The 15,698-nt window shown below is 66.9% G+C and carries 17 protein-coding genes; 14 read left to right on the top strand and 3 right to left on the bottom strand.

Annotated features, from left to right (window positions below):
* Positions 1-119: 119 nt before the first annotated feature.
* Positions 120-1,145 (top strand): Gfo/Idh/MocA family oxidoreductase, encoded by a 1,026-nt coding sequence (locus JE033_RS12405; RefSeq protein ID WP_200332041.1) that lies wholly within the window; start codon positions 120-122, stop codon positions 1,143-1,145.
* A gap of 224 nt (positions 1,146-1,369) precedes the next feature.
* Positions 1,370-1,630 (top strand): hypothetical protein, encoded by a 261-nt coding sequence (locus tag JE033_RS12410; RefSeq protein ID WP_200332043.1) that lies wholly within the window; start codon positions 1,370-1,372, stop codon positions 1,628-1,630.
* A gap of 6 nt (positions 1,631-1,636) precedes the next feature.
* Here the strand turns inward: JE033_RS12410 and JE033_RS12415 are convergent, their stop codons facing one another.
* Positions 1,637-2,113 (bottom strand): hypothetical protein, encoded by a 477-nt coding sequence (locus tag JE033_RS12415; RefSeq protein ID WP_200332045.1) that lies wholly within the window; start codon positions 2,111-2,113, stop codon positions 1,637-1,639.
* Between the two features lie 711 nt (positions 2,114-2,824).
* Here JE033_RS12415 and JE033_RS12420 point away from each other — a divergent pair.
* From JE033_RS12420 to JE033_RS12430, 3 genes are all read left to right on the top strand, one after another.
* The gene (locus JE033_RS12420) at positions 2,825-3,460 is read left to right on the top strand and encodes a hypothetical protein (protein ID WP_234037516.1); all 636 of its coding nucleotides are present in this window, start codon (positions 2,825-2,827) and stop codon (positions 3,458-3,460) included.
* Between the two features lie 45 nt (positions 3,461-3,505).
* Entirely contained in the window at positions 3,506-4,153 is a 648-nt protein-coding gene (locus JE033_RS12425) for a PRC and DUF2382 domain-containing protein (RefSeq protein ID WP_200332048.1), read from the top strand.
* Positions 4,154-4,373: 220 nt separating this feature from the next.
* A complete protein-coding gene (locus tag JE033_RS12430; RefSeq protein ID WP_200332050.1) occupies positions 4,374-5,339 on the top strand; it encodes an EamA family transporter in 966 nt (321 codons plus the stop codon).
* 14 nt (positions 5,340-5,353) lie between these two features.
* Here JE033_RS12430 and JE033_RS12435 read toward each other — a convergent pair whose 3' ends face one another.
* A complete protein-coding gene (locus JE033_RS12435; RefSeq protein ID WP_370567958.1) occupies positions 5,354-6,112 on the bottom strand; it encodes a GntR family transcriptional regulator in 759 nt (252 codons plus the stop codon).
* Positions 6,113-6,291: 179 nt separating this feature from the next.
* Between JE033_RS12435 and phnD the strand changes: the two genes are divergently transcribed.
* The 9 genes from phnD to JE033_RS12480 all read left to right on the top strand — a co-directional run bounded on the left by phnD (position 6,292) and on the right by JE033_RS12480 (position 15,238).
* A complete protein-coding gene (gene phnD / locus JE033_RS12440) occupies positions 6,292-7,224 on the top strand; it encodes a phosphate/phosphite/phosphonate ABC transporter substrate-binding protein (protein ID WP_200332052.1) in 933 nt (310 codons plus the stop codon).
* A gap of 35 nt (positions 7,225-7,259) precedes the next feature.
* A complete protein-coding gene (gene phnC, locus JE033_RS12445; protein ID WP_090152782.1) occupies positions 7,260-8,117 on the top strand; it encodes a phosphonate ABC transporter ATP-binding protein in 858 nt (285 codons plus the stop codon).
* Entirely contained in the window at positions 8,114-9,853 is a 1,740-nt protein-coding gene (locus JE033_RS12450) for an ABC transporter permease (protein ID WP_200332054.1), read from the top strand. The genes phnC and JE033_RS12450 overlap by 4 nt, the downstream gene beginning before the upstream one ends.
* Positions 9,850-11,016 carry a TIGR03364 family FAD-dependent oxidoreductase gene (locus JE033_RS12455; protein WP_200332056.1) on the top strand — a complete coding sequence of 389 codons (1,167 nt, stop codon included), beginning with the start codon at positions 9,850-9,852 and terminating at the stop codon, positions 11,014-11,016. The genes JE033_RS12450 and JE033_RS12455 overlap by 4 nt, the downstream gene beginning before the upstream one ends.
* Positions 11,013-11,744 carry a phosphonatase-like hydrolase gene (locus JE033_RS12460; protein WP_090152775.1) on the top strand — a complete coding sequence of 244 codons (732 nt, stop codon included), beginning with the start codon at positions 11,013-11,015 and terminating at the stop codon, positions 11,742-11,744. Before JE033_RS12455 ends, JE033_RS12460 begins: the two co-directional genes overlap by 4 nt.
* 86 nt (positions 11,745-11,830) lie before the next feature.
* Positions 11,831-12,883, top strand: a complete 1,053-nt coding sequence (locus JE033_RS12465; RefSeq protein ID WP_370567959.1) for an alcohol dehydrogenase catalytic domain-containing protein — start codon at positions 11,831-11,833, stop codon at positions 12,881-12,883.
* Between the two features lie 66 nt (positions 12,884-12,949).
* Complete coding sequence (locus JE033_RS12470) at positions 12,950-13,930, top strand: diacylglycerol kinase family protein (protein ID WP_200332060.1); 981 nt, start codon at positions 12,950-12,952, stop codon at positions 13,928-13,930.
* Positions 13,927-14,682, top strand: a complete 756-nt coding sequence (locus tag JE033_RS12475; RefSeq protein ID WP_370567960.1) for an alpha/beta fold hydrolase — start codon at positions 13,927-13,929, stop codon at positions 14,680-14,682. Before JE033_RS12470 ends, JE033_RS12475 begins: the two co-directional genes overlap by 4 nt.
* Positions 14,683-14,728: 46 nt before the next feature.
* Positions 14,729-15,238, top strand: a complete 510-nt coding sequence (locus JE033_RS12480; protein ID WP_200332062.1) for a DUF6328 family protein — start codon at positions 14,729-14,731, stop codon at positions 15,236-15,238.
* Here the strand turns inward: JE033_RS12480 and JE033_RS12485 are convergent, their stop codons facing one another.
* Positions 15,239-15,574: a hypothetical protein gene (locus JE033_RS12485; RefSeq protein WP_090152757.1), complete on the bottom strand. Its 336-nt coding sequence runs from the start codon at positions 15,572-15,574 to the stop codon at positions 15,239-15,241. It abuts the gene before it with no gap.
* Positions 15,575-15,698 lie beyond the last annotated feature (124 nt).

Below are 15,698 nucleotides of genomic sequence, written 5' to 3' on the forward strand. Positions count from 1 at the left end.
AAACTGAGCAAATGTCCGAACAAAGCTTGGCACGTGCCAGTTTTCGTCGCTAGGGTGGTCGCTAGCTCAATAGCCGTCGCCGACGACGGCTACCGCATACATGCTTCCGGGAGTCACAGATGACCAACGACATCGCGCGCATCGGCCTCATCGGCTCGGGATGGATGGGTGCTTTTCATGCTCAGAGCATCGCACTGAGGGTCCCAGGGGCGACACTCGCCGCTGTTGCAGACCCACGACCCGGCGCGGCCGAACGAGTCGCTCACCCGCTCGGCACTGGTCGAGTGTTCCTCGATCCGCTGCAGCTCATCGCGGATGACGACATTGACGGAGTCGTGATCGCGTCACCAGCCTTCACTCACACGGATCTTGTCGTCGCGGCGGCGGAAGCAGGGAAGGCTGTTTTCGTGGAGAAGCCGATGGCTCTCACATTGCATGACGCGTATCGGGCGATCACTGCCGCGAGTCACGCGGGCGTTCATCTGCAAGTCGGGTTCAATCGACGCTTCGCACAGGACTTCGCCGCCGCTCACGAGGTTATCGAAAACGGGGGAGTGGGGACACCTCAACTGCTTCGATCGGTCACGCGCGATCCCGGTCTTGCCAATCCCGGCGCGGTCAAACCGTGGACGATCTTTCTCGAAACACTCATTCACGACTTCGACGCGCTGAACTGGTTCAACGCCGGAGCGCGACCAATCGAGGTCTACGCGGTCGCCGATGCACTCGTAGCGCCAGAATTCAAGGAAGCAGGGCTCCTGGACACGGCAGTCGTCACGATCCGCTACGACAACGGGGCGATTGCCACGGCAGAAGCGAACTTCTCAGCCGCATACGGGTACGACGTACGCGGAGAGGTGTTTGGATCCGCAGGCATGGTGACGGCGGGTGATGTGCACGCCTCAAGCATGAGGTACTACACCTGCGCAGGCGCTCAGTCGCCGACCTCACGACTCAACGTCGAGCTCTTTCATGACGCCTACGTCGAGGAACTGCGGGCGTTCGCCGATGCCACTCGTGCTCTTCCGTCAGAAGCCGATCTCTATGGCTCGATTCCTACCGGACGCGACGCACGCGCAGCGCTCGAAATCGCGCTAGCCTCCATCGCGTCAGTGGAACAGCGCGCACCGATCACGATCGAATAACCAGCGCTTCAGGAGGGACGGCTTTTGCGGTGACCATGCCGATCGCGATCAGCACGTTGAGTAACCCCTTCACGTTCACCCTTCATAGATCAGAGCGAACGTCGTGTGACATGAGGAGCCTGCACGGAGGGCGGCTCTCTTCTTCTCGGGCTATGCCCCGTTTCTGGAGCGAAGCCTTCGGCGAACAGCGCGGGGTACCGAGTCTGGGTCGCAGGAGGCGCACCATGAACACCATCACCGTTTACACCATCCCCAGCTGCGCCCAGTGCATGACGAGGCACAAGGAACTCGACGCACGAGGGACCGAAGATGTTTCCGTCGATCTCTCAGAAGACTCGGCTGTGGATCCGATGCTGCGCAAGCCGTACGGTTACACCGTCGTCGACGCGGACGGCAGAACGCGTCACGTGTTCGCCGCTGACACGCCGAACGAGCTGTCGCTGACCGATATCACGGAGCGCAAGACCCGGAGGGCGCAGGCGTGACTGGTGTCAAACGCTGGCCGGTGCGTCACTGGGGCTAGATGCTCTCGCGCGCCACAGCGACCCTGCGAGCCAGAGTGCAGCGATCGCGGTGAAGATGCCATGGGCGACCCGGACTGGCGGCGGCGCGAAGAACTGGGGGAGATAGAGTGCGATCATTGCGGCGAGGGGCACAGCGGAGGATCGTGGAAGGATCCGTCCCCGCCACACAGCGATGGCGAGCGTGATCGCTCCCGCCGCAATGCAGAGGAGTCCGACGCCGAGCAGGGTGACCTGCACCGCTCCGAAGCGAATCGACGCTGAGCGTTCGAGAATTGTCGACGCGTCTCCGGCGACTGCGGGTAGTGCGAACGTTTCGGCACCGTAGTAGAGGAGCGTCAGCCCGACGCCCGCGCAGAGCAGCGGGAGGGTCGCGCGTGCAGCTGCCGCTCCGGGCGACGCGAGGTGCGCATCTCGAATGGGAATGGCGCCGAACGGGAGCAGCACGAGGGCGAGTGCGCCAACAAGATGAGATGCAATCCACCAGGGTGACGTGAAGGCTTCTGCAAGGCCAGCCGCAGTTTCGGTTGTATCCGACCAGGGGCGCAGGATGGGGAAGAGTGCGAAGAGCAGGCCGCTGCAAGCGATCGACGAAGCCCCGAGCAACTGCCGGGCTGAGAGACTCGAGCGATATGCGGAACTTGTGCTGCTCGATGTTTCCTGGAGGGGTGAGGCCATAGCCCGAAAACTACGATGTCTCACTGCTTCGTACAAGAGCACACCGAGATGTTGGTCTCGTGGCCACACGATGCACACCGAGACTCGCGTCAGTGTCACGGGGGCGCCGAGGCTGGAAGTTCATGCGGAGAGTAGGCGCATGGATCAACAACACGCTCGGTTCTGGCAGCCCTGGCGGATCAGCGCCACCGCCATCGGTACGGATTCACCCCGCCCGGTCATCGCCAGGGATTGGTCGTCTTCCCGATCCGGGTGACCCGTCCATCGAGACGATCCGCGTCGTAAGGGAATAGTCACGGTACGGGCTTCGGCCGTCCCATCGGAGTGAGAGATGAATGATGGGACGGCTTGGGGCATTTTCTCACCGCATTGCCAGAGGTCAACCCCCGCGCGCGGAGAGGAAAGTCGGGGGAACCTGGTGCCAGGCCCCCACACGGAGAGGCTCGATCCCGCACTGACGACGAGGGCAGGAGCACGGAAATGAACACTGAGCACAATTCTGAATCTTCGGGAGACCACGCTGCTGTTGCGGCGGAGCGAGGCCCGACCCGCCGAGAAGAGGTTCTCGATCGGGAGAAGCAGCAATTCGGGGGAATCAAGTGGGGTTCCGCCTTCTTCGGCTGGCTCACCGCGATGGGAACCGCAGTTCTGCTGACCGCGATTCTCAGCGCTGTCGGCGCAGGAGTCGGGCTCGGGGCTGCGGACGGGGATGCGCAGGCGGCTGCCGAGGATCTCACCTCGAACGCTGACACGGTCGGGATCATCGGAGCGATTGTGCTCGCCGTGATCCTCTTCGTGGCCTACTTCTGCGGCGGGTACGTCGCCGGACGCATGGCCCGATTCTCCGGCGCGAAACAGGGCGTCGCCGTGTGGGTGTGGGCCATCGTCATCGCGATTCTCGTCGCAATACTCACGGCGATCGCCGGTTCCCAGTTCAACGTCCTCGGAAATCTCAACGGGTTTCCCCGCATTCCGATCGATGAGGGCACTCTGACGGCCACCGGCATCATCACCGCGGTTGTGCTCGTCGTCGTCAGTCTGGGCGGAGCAATCCTCGGCGGCATCTCGGGGATGCGATACCACCGGAAGGTCGACCATATCGGTCTCGGACGATGAGGTCAGCACGTCACCGATGCACCACTGAATGAGAGGAATGCACTTATGATCGATTCCACCTCCATCAACGGCATGTTCGACGCGAACGTCTTCGACGTCGACGGCGACAAGATCGGCAGCGTCAAGCAGGTGTTCGTCGACCAAGACGATCAGCAGCCACTGTTCGTGAGCGTCGCGACCGGCCTCTTCGGAACATCCGAGTCATTCGTCCCACTGCGCGACGCGAGTTTCGACGGAGACTCCCTGAGCGTGGCGTACGACAAGGCCACGGTGAAGGACGCGCCCAGGATCGATGCGGACGGCGCGCTCTCCGACGACGAGCACGATCGACTGTGGGACTACTACCGCGGGAAGACGGGGAACGAGCACGATCACACTGCAGCAGACGACGCCCAGGCTCCCGGTGGGAGTCAGGCGCCGGGGAGTACCGAGGATCGGGGGGCGCAGCAGGAAGCGCGCCGGAACCGGTCTGAGAATGACGCTTCCAGGAGCCGCGTTCGGTTGCGCAAATACGTGATCACCGAGCAGCAGACCATCACTGTTCCCGTGCGTCACGAGGAGATCCGAGTGGAGCGTGTGCCCGCGGCGGACTCGCTCGGATCGGAAACCGGATCAGAGCGCCCGGACGTCTCCGAGACGAGTGCGCACGAGGAGACCGGAACGGACGACCTGCACCGGGGAACCCATAGATGATGAATGCTCGATGAACGCCGGTCGATCGAGCGCAGCACCGCAGCCGCACCGACGTAGAGTGGAGAGCGATAGCGCCTAGGGTTCCGGGGCCGCACGGAGGTGCGGTTCGTCTGGTCCGAGCGGCGCCACGCAGGTTCCCGCGATTCTGCGTCATCTGACAGGACAAAAGCCCGGAGGAACCACGCTCGCCTGCCCGAACCCGGCGAGCGGAAGGTTCCGCATGTCTGAAACCGCATTCGCGCTCGTACTGGCCGCGGCCGTCGCCCACGCCGCATGGAACATCATCGCGCACGGCGCGAGTCGCATCGGGGTGCCCTTTCTCTGGTGGGGGTCGGTCTTCGGGGCGGTCCTCTGGGTCGGCGTGATTCCCCTCACCGGCGGTGTCGGGGCTTCGGGGTACGGAGCGGGCGGTGCGCCCGACTGGGCCGGATTCGCACTCGGCGCCGGTGTCTCCGCGGTGCTGCACGTCGGCTACATGTTCGTGTTGCAGCGCGGATATGCGGTCGGGGATCTCTCGACGGTGTACGCGACCGCGCGGGGGACCGGGCCGCTGCTCACGGTCATCATCGCGGTCGCTCTGCTGGGTGAGCGGCCGGCGCCGCTCGCGCTCGTGGGAGTGCTCGTCGTGGTCGGCGGCATCGTCGCCATCGGCATCATCGGGCGACCCGTCCAGCCGAGGTCCCCCGGGGTCGAGAAGTTCGATGCCGGTGGCCGACCCGATCGTCACCACCGCGCCGTCGATCGTGCAGTCGGTCGCAGAGGTTGGGATCCCGGCATCGCCGCCGGCCTCGCCACCGGTGTCGCGATCGCTGCGTACACGATCTGGGATGCTCATGCGCTCCGAGAGTGGCAGCTCTCACCGGTGGCGTTCATGGTGGGATGCACGGCGCTCGAGATCCCGCTCTTCACGATCGCCGCGTGGCGCCGCCGCGCCGAACTGCTGCCGACGCTTCGCGCGCAGTGGGGGAGGCTCCTGGCATTCGGGGTGCTCTCGCCGCTCTCGTACATCTTGGTGCTGACGGCCATCACGATCGCCCCGGTCGCCCTCGTCGCGCCGGTGCGCGAGGTGAGCGTGGTGCTCGTCAGCCTCTTCGGGGCGCTCGTCTTCCGCGAGCACCGCCCCGTCGCGCGCATCGCCGCTTCCGTCGTGGTGGTCGGCGGTATCGCGCTGCTCAGCCTGCCGTAGCCCGCCGCGGACTGTCAGCTCTGCAAACCGCGCAGGAACTGCCCGCCGTGCACGGATCGTGCCGCGGCTCCCGGCGCCCCGAAGGTGAAGCGCACGATATCGCTGCGGTAGTGGTCGTCGGAGACCTCGATGATGCGGCCGTCGGCGTCGTGCGACACGCGATGCAGGCGCAGGATCGGCGAGCCCTCGGCGACGCCGAGGAGCTCGCTGTCGAGCTGATCGGCGGCGATCGCATCGATCTCGTGCTCCACCCCGCCCTGGAGGAAGCCGTTCGCGGTGAGGAGCTCCGTGATCGAGATGCGGTCGAGGTCGTGGGCGAACAGCACTCTCCCGACGTCGTCGATGTAGACGAGTCGTTCGAGCATGCTCGGTTTGCCGTCGAGCAGGCGCAACCGAACCACCTCGACCACGGGGTCGCCCGGTTCGATCCCGAAGCGGGCCGCAGTGCGCGCCGAGGCGCGCTTGCGGGAGAACTGCTGCGTGACCGCGCCGGGTACCGCCCCCGACTCCTCCGCCCACCGGGTGAACGGCACCTGCACGTCGAGGCGCTGGGTCGACTCGTGGACGGACACCCGTGCGGGTCGTCCCCGGCCCGTTTCGATGAGCCCTTCAGCCCTCAGCAGGGCGAGCGCATTGCGCACCGGGCCGCGGGAGGTACCCCATTCGGTTGCGAGATCCGCCTCCGTCGGCACGTCGGCGCCCGGGGCGAGCTGCCCGGAGACGATCCGATCGCGGAGGGCCTCGGCGATCCGCATGTAGATAACTTGAGTCACATAGGCAGATTACCGCTGCATCTCCTTCTCTGCGTGCGGGCAGCATTCGGTCACGGAGTGTTCAACTTTGCGCCCCTGAGCGTGAACAACGGTTGAACCCTCGCGAGATAGGTACATTTTTGCTCCTTCGAGGTGCGATGGTGGTCGCGGTTCGTTCCCCACCACTGTGAAAGGCACACATGAAGCTCCGCGCTCTCAAATCGACCGCCGCACTGGCAGCAGTTGCATTCCTCGGCCTCGGCCTCGCCTCCTGCGCCGGATCGGCCGACGCAGCAGAAGGCGGCGGCGAAGCGAACGCTGCCGGAACCTTCGCATCGGAGTCCGACACCCTGGTCTTCGGGGTCGTGCCCGACTCGGTCGACACCGAGACCAACTATCAGCCGCTGATGGACTACATCGCCCAGGAGACCGGGAAGACGGTCGAGTACCACGAGTCGACCGACTATGCGGCACTCATCGAAAGCGCCATCGCAGGCAAGATCGACGTCGCCTCGTTCTCGGGGTTCACGTACGTCACCGCCACGAACAACGGCGCGGAGCTCACCCCGATCTCGTCGATCGTCACGGAGAACGGCCAAGAGCCGGGCTACTACTCCCAGGCGATCGTGCCGGTCGACAGCGACATCAGCTCGATCGACGAGTTCGCGGGCAAGAAGGTGTGCTTCGTCGATCCTTCTTCGACCTCCGGCTACCTCTTCCCGAGCTACAACCTGCTCGAAGCGGATATCGACCCGAAGACCGACGTCACGCCGGTGTTCGCCGGCAAGCACGACGTGAGCGTGCAGAAGGTCGGCGAGGCCGTGGAGTGCGAGGTCGGGTTCGCCGAAGACAGCGAGGTCGAGAAATCCGACGCCGTGAAGGTCGTCGACGAGACGATGGTGCCGGGTGCGCCGATCGTGATGTCGAACTCCCTGCCCGAGGAGCTGCAAACCCAGCTCACCGGCATTCTGAGCGAAGTCACGATCGACGAGATCATCGAGTCGGGGATCGAAAGCGCCGACAGCGACGCGTTCCGCGCAACGTTCTACTCGACCGAGCCGGTCGACGACGCGTACTACGACACGATCCGCGACATCTGCAAGGAGACCGACGCGGAGCAGTGCCAGGCGTAAGCCCGGCCCACCCCCACCCCTGAGAGGCCGTCGACATGAACGAGAACCCCAACGCCCCCGTGCTTCGCCTGAGCGGACTGACGAAGCGCTACGACGACACCCTGGCGCTTGACGCGGTCGACCTGCGGGTCGATCGCGGGGAGATCGTCGTGCTGCTCGGCCTCTCAGGCTCGGGCAAATCGACCCTGCTCAGGCACATCAACGGGCTGGAGACGCCGAGTGCCGGATCCGTCGAAGTGCTCGGCGAGTCGGTTCCGCAGATGCGGGGTCGCCGGCTGCGCGGCTTGCGGAGCCGCGTCGGCTTCATCTTCCAGCAGTTCGAGCTCGTCGGCCCGCTCACCGTGCTCGAGAACGTGCTCACCGGGGCGCTCGGCGCGCTTCGCGGCCCGCGACTCGGACTCTTCAGCTACCCGCGCGAGCTGAAGCACCGTGCCCTCACACACCTCGATCGGGTGGGACTGCTCGATCGCGCGTATCAGCGAGCCGACACCCTTTCCGGAGGCCAGCAGCAGCGCGTGGCTATCGCGCGGGCGCTCATGCAGAACCCCGAGGTGCTGCTCGCAGACGAACCCGTCGCGTCGCTCGATCCGGAATCGAGCGCTCAAGTCATGGCGCTGATCCGGGAGATCGCCGCGGCGGACGGGCTCACCGTCGTCTGCAGCCTGCACCAGGTCGACCTCGCGATCTCGTGGGCGGATCGCATCGTCGGGCTCCGCCACGGCTCACGGGTGCTCGACCTTCCGGCCGAGGGGCTCAGTCGCGCGGAAGTGATGGAGATCTACGGTCGCGTCGCGACATCGACCGCCGAACTCGAAGCCGTCGAGCGCGAGCTCAGCGCTCCGGGTGCCGGCGGAGCCGTGTCAGCCGTGGAACAGCCGGAGCTGGTTCGATGACGCTGCTCCTGCCCGAGAGAAACGCCGAGCCGGAGGCCGGCGACCGGAGGGCCGACCTGGCTTCGCGGGCACCCGGGCAGCGCCGGGATCCGCAGCGGGCGGCGGCCGGGATCTCGCTCGGGATCCTCGTCGTCGTCGCATTCGTCGCACTGATGCGCGTCGACATATCGGTTCCGGGAATGATCGAGAGCGCCTCCAACGCCGAGCGCTTCTTCGCACGCGTTGGCGGCCTGCAGTTCCCGGAACCCGCCGACCTGCTGCAGCTGACGGTGCTGACCGTCGGGCTCGTGCTCACGGGCACCGTGCTCGCGGCCGTACTGTCCGTGCCGGTCGCCTACTTGGCGGCTGAGAACACGACGCCGGGCCGGGGATGGCGAGCACTCGCGCGCTTCATCGGAGTGTTCACTCGTGCGCTGCCCGACGTCGTGCTCGCGATGGTCTTCGTGCTGCTCTTCTCGCTCGGCTCGCTCCCGGGCATTCTCGCCATCGGCATCCACTCGATCGGCATGATCTCCAAGCTCTTCGCCGATGCCATCGAGCAGATCGATGAGGGTCCGCGTCTCGCGATTCGCGCCGCGGGCGGATCGAAGCTCCAGGAGTTCAGCGCGGGGATCCTGCCCCAGGTCATGCCCTCGTGGGTCGCCACCGTGCTGCACCGCAACGACATCAACATGCGCGGCTCCGTCGTGTTGGGATACGTCGGCGTCGCCGGCCTCGGGCTCGAGATGTCGTACGCGTTCAAGTCGCTCAACTACGGCCTCGGCCTCGGCATCGCCCTCGTCATCTTCGTGCTGTGTGTCGCCATGGAGATGATCTCGAGCGCAGTCAGAGTGGGCATGCTCGGCGAGCGCGCCGGCAAGGGCGTGTTCGTGAAGCTGCTGGCGCGTGCACGCGGCGGGCGTCGCGGCGGGGCCGCCCCCGGCGCGCGGACCGGTTTCGCGTCCGTCGACGCGGCGATGCGCCGCCCGTGGGGGAGCGTGCGGGTGCGCACTGCGATCGGCGCATGGCTCGCGCTCGCCGCCGTCGTGGCCGGAGTGGTCGTGAGCGGCATCAACTGGGGCGACTTCGTGACGTTCTGGGCCAAGGTGCCCGCGGTCGCCGCATCGTTCTGGCCGCCGAACTTCGGCAACTACGGGTTCGAGACCATTTTCACGGCAATGGTGGAAACGGTCGAGATCGCGCTCGCTGCGACGCTGCTCACCTGCATGGCCTCGATCGTGATCGGTTCGCTCGCGGCGCGGAACGTGGCACCGAACCCGGCCACGCGGTCCGGTTTCCGGTTCCTGCTCGTCGGAATCCGCGGCGTTCCGGAGCTCATTCTCGCCATCGTGCTCATCGTCATCACCGGTCTCGGTGCGCAGGCCGGCACCATCGCCCTCGCGTTCGGAGGCATCGGTCTCCTCGGCAAGCTCATCGCCGATTCACTCGAGGAGGTGCCGCGCGGTCCGGAGCGCGCGCTCACCGCCACGGGCGCGACCCGGTTGCAGATGTACTTCGGTGCGACGGTTCCGCAGGGGGCGCAAGCGCTGATCGGGCACACCTTCTACTTGCTCGATACGAATGTTCGTGCAGCCACGCTGCTCGGGATCGTGGGCGGAGGCGGTGTCGGCTACTACCTGCTGAACGCAGGGCAGGGCTCGAACTATCAGCTGGTCGGGTCGATCGTGCTCATGATCTTGGTGGTCGTGCTTCTCGTCGAGGGGCTCGCGATGTGGATGAGGAAGGCGCTGCGATGAACCGCAATCCGGGACAACGTTCGTCTGACGCATTCGACGTTGCGATCGTCGGATCCGGCATCGTCGGGCTCGGGGCAGCGTATGCGGCGCTGCGGCGGGGGTTGCGCGTGGTCGTGATCGAGCGCGGTGCGCGCATCGCGGGCGCCTCGGTTCGCAACTTCGGACACCTGTGCATCGGCGCCCAGGAGGGTGAGGCCAGCGCGTACGCCGATGCGGGCCGCGCGCTCTGGCTGCAGTTGGCGCGAGAAGCGGATTTCTGGATGCGGGAGTCCGGGACGCTGATCGTGGCGCGTCACGCCGATGAGTTGCGTCTGCTGGAGGCCGCTGCGGTCGACGGCGGAATTCGCCTGCTCGACGCCCGTGAGATCGAGGCCGCCTCGCCTCTCGCTCCGGGCATCGCCGTCGGTGGCGCGCGGGTCGAGGTCGATCTGCAGACCAACCCGCGAGTGGCGGCGGAACGGATTGCGCGCCACCTCGAATCGCAGGGGGTCGAGTTCCGCATGCGGACGAGCGCGACTGCCGTGTCGAGCGGTCGAGTCGAGACGTCTCGCGGCGGCGTCGATGCTCCTGCGATCATCGTCGCGGTGGGGCACGACCTGGACCATCTGCTCCCTGATCTCGCGCACGAAGCCGGCGTCGAACGGTGCGCGCTCGACATGATGCGCGTGCAAGCCGCCCTGGCCCGCCCCCTCGATGCACCGCTGCTCACCGGGTGGTCGCTCGTACGGTACGGGCGATTCGCTCGGCTTGCCGAAGCGGCACCCGTGCGGGAACGCCTGCACGCGGAGCGACCGGATCTCGCCGCGATCGACCTGAACCAGATGTATACGCAGCTGCCCGACGGGAGTCTGCTGCTCGGCGACACGCACGTGCGCGATTCGGTCGCATCGCCGTTCCAATCCGAGGATGCGCAGCAGGCGATCCTCGACGAGGCGCAGGTGATCTTCGGGATCTCAGCACCTCGTGTCATCGAGCGGTGGCAGGGCGTCTACGCGAGTGCGGCCCGAGAATTCCTGAGCCGCGAGATCGCACCCGGTGCGCATGCGATCGCCGTCACCACGGGCATCGGCATGACCTGCGGCCTCGGATTCGCAGAACAGGCGGTCGCCGCCGCCACCGGTCTTCCCCTCCCCGCAGTCACTCACGAACAGGATCTCCGATGACCACTATCTCCCCCCGCCCGACACACTCCGCACCGATCGAACTCGTGGTGCTCGACATGGCGGGCACGACGGTGCGCGATGACGGAGTCGTCGAGCAAGCGTTCACCCGCGCCAACGAGCGCACCGGGGTCGCCTCGCGGATGCCTTGGGACGAGGCGCTCGGGTACGTGCGGCACACGATGGGGCAGTCGAAGATCGATGTCTTCACGCACCTCTCAGGAGGCGATCTCGCGCTGGCGGAGGCGGCGAATGCAGCGTTCGAGACGGCATACGGAGAACTCGTCGTCGAGCAGGGCGTGGAGGAGATTCCCGGAGCAGCCGAGGTGATCGGCGAGCTGCGGGAGGCGGGCCTCACCGTCGCGCTGACGACCGGCTTCGCCCCGGCCACGCGCGACGCGATTCTCGAGGGCCTCGGATGGGAGCACCTCATCGACCTCGCGCTTTCACCGGTGGACGCGGGCCGCGGGCGCCCGGCTCCCGACCTGGTGCTCACCGCACTCATGCGCACAGAAACCGAAGCCGTGGACCGTGTTGCGGTGATCGGCGACACGACGAGCGATGTGCGGTCGGGGCGGCGCGCGGGGGCCGGCTTCGTCGCGGGAGTGCTCAGCGGAGCGCATGACCGCGCGGCACTCGAGGCCGCGGGCGCTCACATCGTGCTCGACGACGTGACCGGCCTGCGGGCCGCGATCCTGTCCGAGCCCGTCTCCGGCGCACCGGGTCGCTGATGCGGGGCGCTGCGTCTCGAACCGCTGCGACGGCCATGGTCTTCACTGGGCCCGGAAGACCTCACGAGCACAGGGAGATCGCGGATGTGGTACTCGGTGCGGGAGAGGCGCTGGTGCGGGTCGAGCTGGCGACCATTTGCGGCTCAGACGTGCACACGGTGCTCGGACATCGCGAGGAACCGGTGCCCCTCGTGCTCGGGCACGAAGCAGTCGGTCGCGTCGAACGCGTCGGGCACGGCGCGCGTGCGCTCGACGGATCGCCGCTGTCGGCGGGTGATCGCGTCGTCTGGTCGCTCACCGTGCACTGCGGGGACTGCAACCGATGCCTCCGCGGGATGACGCAGAAATGCCGGGCACTGCGCAAGTACGGTCACGAGCGGTTCGGGGCGGAAGCCGCGTCGAATCGTTGGGAGCTCAGCGGTGGATTCGCCACGCACGTGCACCTGCTCGCGGGCACGGCGATAGCGCGGGTGCCGGCCGAGACACCGGCAGCAGTGCTCGCGCCAGCCGGGTGCGGGATCGCGACGGCGTGCGCGGCGCTTCGGGTCGCACTGCGCACGGTGCCGCTCGCGCGACGCGCAGAGGCGCCGGGAGCGGCAGTGCTGGTCACGGGAGGCGGGCTGATCGGATTGGCGGTGACGGCGATGGCGACGGTGCAGGGGGCGTCGGTGACGGTCTCCGACCCAGATGAAGCACGGCGCCGTCTCGCACGTCGATTCGGCGCCGAGCACGCACTCGATCCGACATGCGACTCCATCGATCCCGGGGCCTTTGACATCGTGATCGACGCTTCAGGCGCCCCCGCGGCCGTTGCAGCCGGCCTCGAGGCCGTCGCGGTCGGTGGAGCGGTCGTCTGGGTCGGCAGCGTGTTCCCGACCGAGCCGGTGCCCGTCGTGCCGGAACGAGTGGTGCGCGGCCTGATCACGATCTCTGGCGTGCACAATTACGCGCAGCAGGATCTCGCGGCGGCGATCGATTTCCTCGTGCAGCACGGGCGCGACTTCCCGTTCGAGGAGCTCGTCGGCGCGGTGTTCGACCTTGAACGCATCGACGATGCCGTGTCGCGCGCCGGCGAGCAGCGCGAAGCGCGAGTGGGGGTGCGGCCCGGCGCAGGCGCGGCGGGGTCGCTTCCGGCGTGATCCGGCGGCCTGTCAACCCCACGATGAGGTTGGCGCCTCAGCGCCCCGAGATCGTACGATGAGCAAATGGTCGATACCCATCTGAAGACTGCTGCCGTCATCTACAACCCGATCAAGGTCGACCTCGACGTGCTTCGGGATGAAGTGCAGCGAGCGGCTGCAGATGCCGGCTGGAACGAGCCGGTCTGGTTGGAGACCACGGCGGACGATGCCGGCCAGGGCATGGTCGAAGAAGCGAGGCGAGCTGATGTCGACCTCGTGATCGCCGCCGGTGGTGATGGGACGGTGCGCGCGGTCGCGGAGGGACTTCGCGGATCGCGGATCCCGCTCGCCCTGCTCCCCTCCGGCACGGGCAATCTGCTCGCTCGCAACCTCAAGCTGACGCTCAACGACATGCCGGGATCCGTCACCTCGGCGTTCACCGGGAGGGATCGGCCCATCGATCTGGGCGTGATCGACATCGAGCGGCCGGACGCGACGAGAGACCAGCACGTCTTCGTCGTGATGGCGGGTATGGGCATCGATGCGAAAATGATCGAGAACACGGATGACGACCTCAAGGCGAAGGCCGGCTGGCTGGCGTATCTCGGTGCGATCGTCAAGTCGCTCAGGGACCCGAACGAGCTGCACTTCCGCTTCCGTCTCGACGATGGGCGGACGAAACGGGCCGTCGCGCATACGGTGATCATCGGAAACTGCGGGTCTCTGCCGGCGAATATCCTTCTCCTGCCGGACGCGGTCGTGGACGACGGTCAGTTCGATATCCTCCTCATTCGCCCCGGCGGGCTTCTCGGTTGGATCAGGGTATGGGCGAAAGTGGCGTGGGTGAACGGCGTCATCCGCCGCACTCGTTCGGGCAGAGCACTCACCGGGAAGCAGAAGGACGACGGCGACCTCAGCTACCGCACGGGCAAGCGCTTTGTCGCTCGTCTCTCACGCCCGGAGGAGATCGAGCTCGATGGTGACGGCTTCGGCAAAGCCACAGCGTTCAACGCGTGGATCGAACCCGGGGCTCTGCAGATCCGAGTTCCTGCCGACGCCCAGTGAATGCGTCGCGAGGGAGCCGCATTCGCGTTGGCGGCCTGAGCTTCGGCGTGTTCGCGACGCGAGCACCTCATGCTTCCGCCGCTTCCCCCGATTCCCGGTACGTTCTCGTACATGGCATCGGCACCTCGCATCACTACCTCTCGCGGTTGCATCGCGAACTCGCGCGAAGCGCTGACGTGTGGTCGATCGACCTCCCGGGGTTCGGCAGCGCTCCGAAGCCTGCGTCGGCGCCCGACGTCGGTGAGATGGCGAATGCGCTCGGCCGGGTTCTGGAGGGAGTGGGCGGGCCGCCGTTCGTGATGATCGGACACTCCATGGGCGCCCAGTGGGTCACGGAGGTCGCGCGGCTGCGACCCGATCTGGTGCGCGCGGTGGTGCTCATCGGGCCGGTGGTGGATCGGGAGCACCGATCGGTGCTGGCGCAATTCCGGGCCTTGGTGGTGGACGCCCTGAGGGAGACACCGTCGGTGAACGGGCTCGTCCTCACGGCGTACCTCCGTTGCGGGCCCCGCTATTTCTTGCGACAGGCGCGGTACATGGTGCGGTACCGCCTCGAGGAACGGATTGCTGAAGTGCGCGTCCCGGCACTCGTCGTCCGAGGCGGCCAAGACGTCGTGGCGGGTGCGCGATGGTCCCGGCTGCTCCGCGACCGTGCGACCCGATCGGGTTCCGTGACCTTCGCCCGTCATCGTCACGCGGTGCAGCACACCGCTCCTCGTGAGGTGGCTGCCGCGATCCGGGAATTCGCGTGAACCGGAGGGCTGGCTGCCGAGCCCCGCGAGGCCGTACAGTCGGCGTATGACCGATCTGAACGGCGACGGCCGCTCCGAGTCGACGAACGAGCGCGCCGACCGAAACTGGAACGAGATACTCCAGGAGTTGCGCGTCGCGCAGACGGGCACGCAGATCCTCGGCGGCTTTCTGCTGGCGCTCGCGTTCCAGCCGAGGTTTCAGGATCTCGATCGGTTTCAGCTCACCCTGTACCTGGTGCTCGTGGCGCTCGCCGGCATCGCCGCCGTGCTGGGTCTCGCTCCGGTCACGTTGCACCGCACGTTCTTCGGGAAAGGGCGCAAGCCAGACATCGTGCGGCTCGGCGGGCGTCTGCTCTCAGCCGACCTCGTCGTACTCGCACTGCTCGCAGCGGGCGTCACGGCGCTGGTGTTCGACTTCGCCGTCGGGCGCTCCGCGGGGCTCATCACGCTGGCGATCGGCGGTGTCGTCGTCGTCGGCGTGTGGGCCGTGCTGCCGCGCATCTCGTTCCGGCGCGGCAGCACGCCCGACCCTCGCGGGCCGGGCGATGATGAGTGATCAGTCGGGGGTGTCGACCGTGATGTGATCCAGGTCGTCTCGCTCGCCGCCCTCGTCTCGGCTGTTGCGATCCGCTTCCTGCTGGGTCTCGAAGGCATCGGCGCCCTCGTCGTCGTCGAGTTCCTCATCGGACGCCGGGTTCGAGGTCTCGCCGTCGAGCTGCGCGTCGCTGTTGGGCTTGCCGTTCGTGCTGTCGAGTGGATCGTCTGCGCCGGCGCGCGGTGGGTCTGCAGCGTCGGGGCCGGTCTGGCCGACCCGGTCCATGGCCTCCGGCACCGATTCCTCGACGGAGTCGGGCGATGCTGCGGTCGGGTGTGATGCGTCTTTCGATGTCATGATGACCTCCTTGGTTCTCGACGCTACGGTAGGCCGCCGCTTCGCGGAGCGGGGTTGTCGTCGGCAGATGTGACTGGTAACGCGCGAGGATCGCGGCGGCGCCGCGCCGAAGCTGCGCGCGATG

Origin of the sequence: Leucobacter sp. L43 (assembly GCF_016597785.1) — a bacterium.
Classification (GTDB): Bacteria; Actinomycetota; Actinomycetes; order Actinomycetales; family Microbacteriaceae; genus Leucobacter; species Leucobacter alluvii.

Excerpts from the sequence above, each read along its gene's own strand:
- JE033_RS12405 (WP_200332041.1), top strand. The coding sequence starts at position 120 with ATGACCAACGACATCGCGCGCATCGGCCTCATCGGCTCGGGATGGATG.
- JE033_RS12410 (WP_200332043.1), top strand. The coding sequence starts at position 1,370 with ATGAACACCATCACCGTTTACACCATCCCCAGCTGCGCCCAGTGCATG.
- JE033_RS12420 (WP_234037516.1), top strand. The coding sequence starts at position 2,825 with ATGAACACTGAGCACAATTCTGAATCTTCGGGAGACCACGCTGCTGTT.
- JE033_RS12425 (WP_200332048.1), top strand. The coding sequence starts at position 3,506 with ATGATCGATTCCACCTCCATCAACGGCATGTTCGACGCGAACGTCTTC.
- JE033_RS12430 (WP_200332050.1), top strand. The coding sequence starts at position 4,374 with ATGTCTGAAACCGCATTCGCGCTCGTACTGGCCGCGGCCGTCGCCCAC.
- phnD (WP_200332052.1), top strand. The coding sequence starts at position 6,292 with ATGAAGCTCCGCGCTCTCAAATCGACCGCCGCACTGGCAGCAGTTGCA.
- phnC (WP_090152782.1), top strand. The coding sequence starts at position 7,260 with ATGAACGAGAACCCCAACGCCCCCGTGCTTCGCCTGAGCGGACTGACG.
- JE033_RS12450 (WP_200332054.1), top strand. The coding sequence starts at position 8,114 with ATGACGCTGCTCCTGCCCGAGAGAAACGCCGAGCCGGAGGCCGGCGAC.
- JE033_RS12455 (WP_200332056.1), top strand. The coding sequence starts at position 9,850 with ATGAACCGCAATCCGGGACAACGTTCGTCTGACGCATTCGACGTTGCG.
- JE033_RS12460 (WP_090152775.1), top strand. The coding sequence starts at position 11,013 with ATGACCACTATCTCCCCCCGCCCGACACACTCCGCACCGATCGAACTC.
- JE033_RS12470 (WP_200332060.1), top strand. The coding sequence starts at position 12,950 with ATGGTCGATACCCATCTGAAGACTGCTGCCGTCATCTACAACCCGATC.
- JE033_RS12480 (WP_200332062.1), top strand. The coding sequence starts at position 14,729 with ATGACCGATCTGAACGGCGACGGCCGCTCCGAGTCGACGAACGAGCGC.
- JE033_RS12485 (WP_090152757.1), bottom strand. The coding sequence starts at position 15,574 with ATGACATCGAAAGACGCATCACACCCGACCGCAGCATCGCCCGACTCC.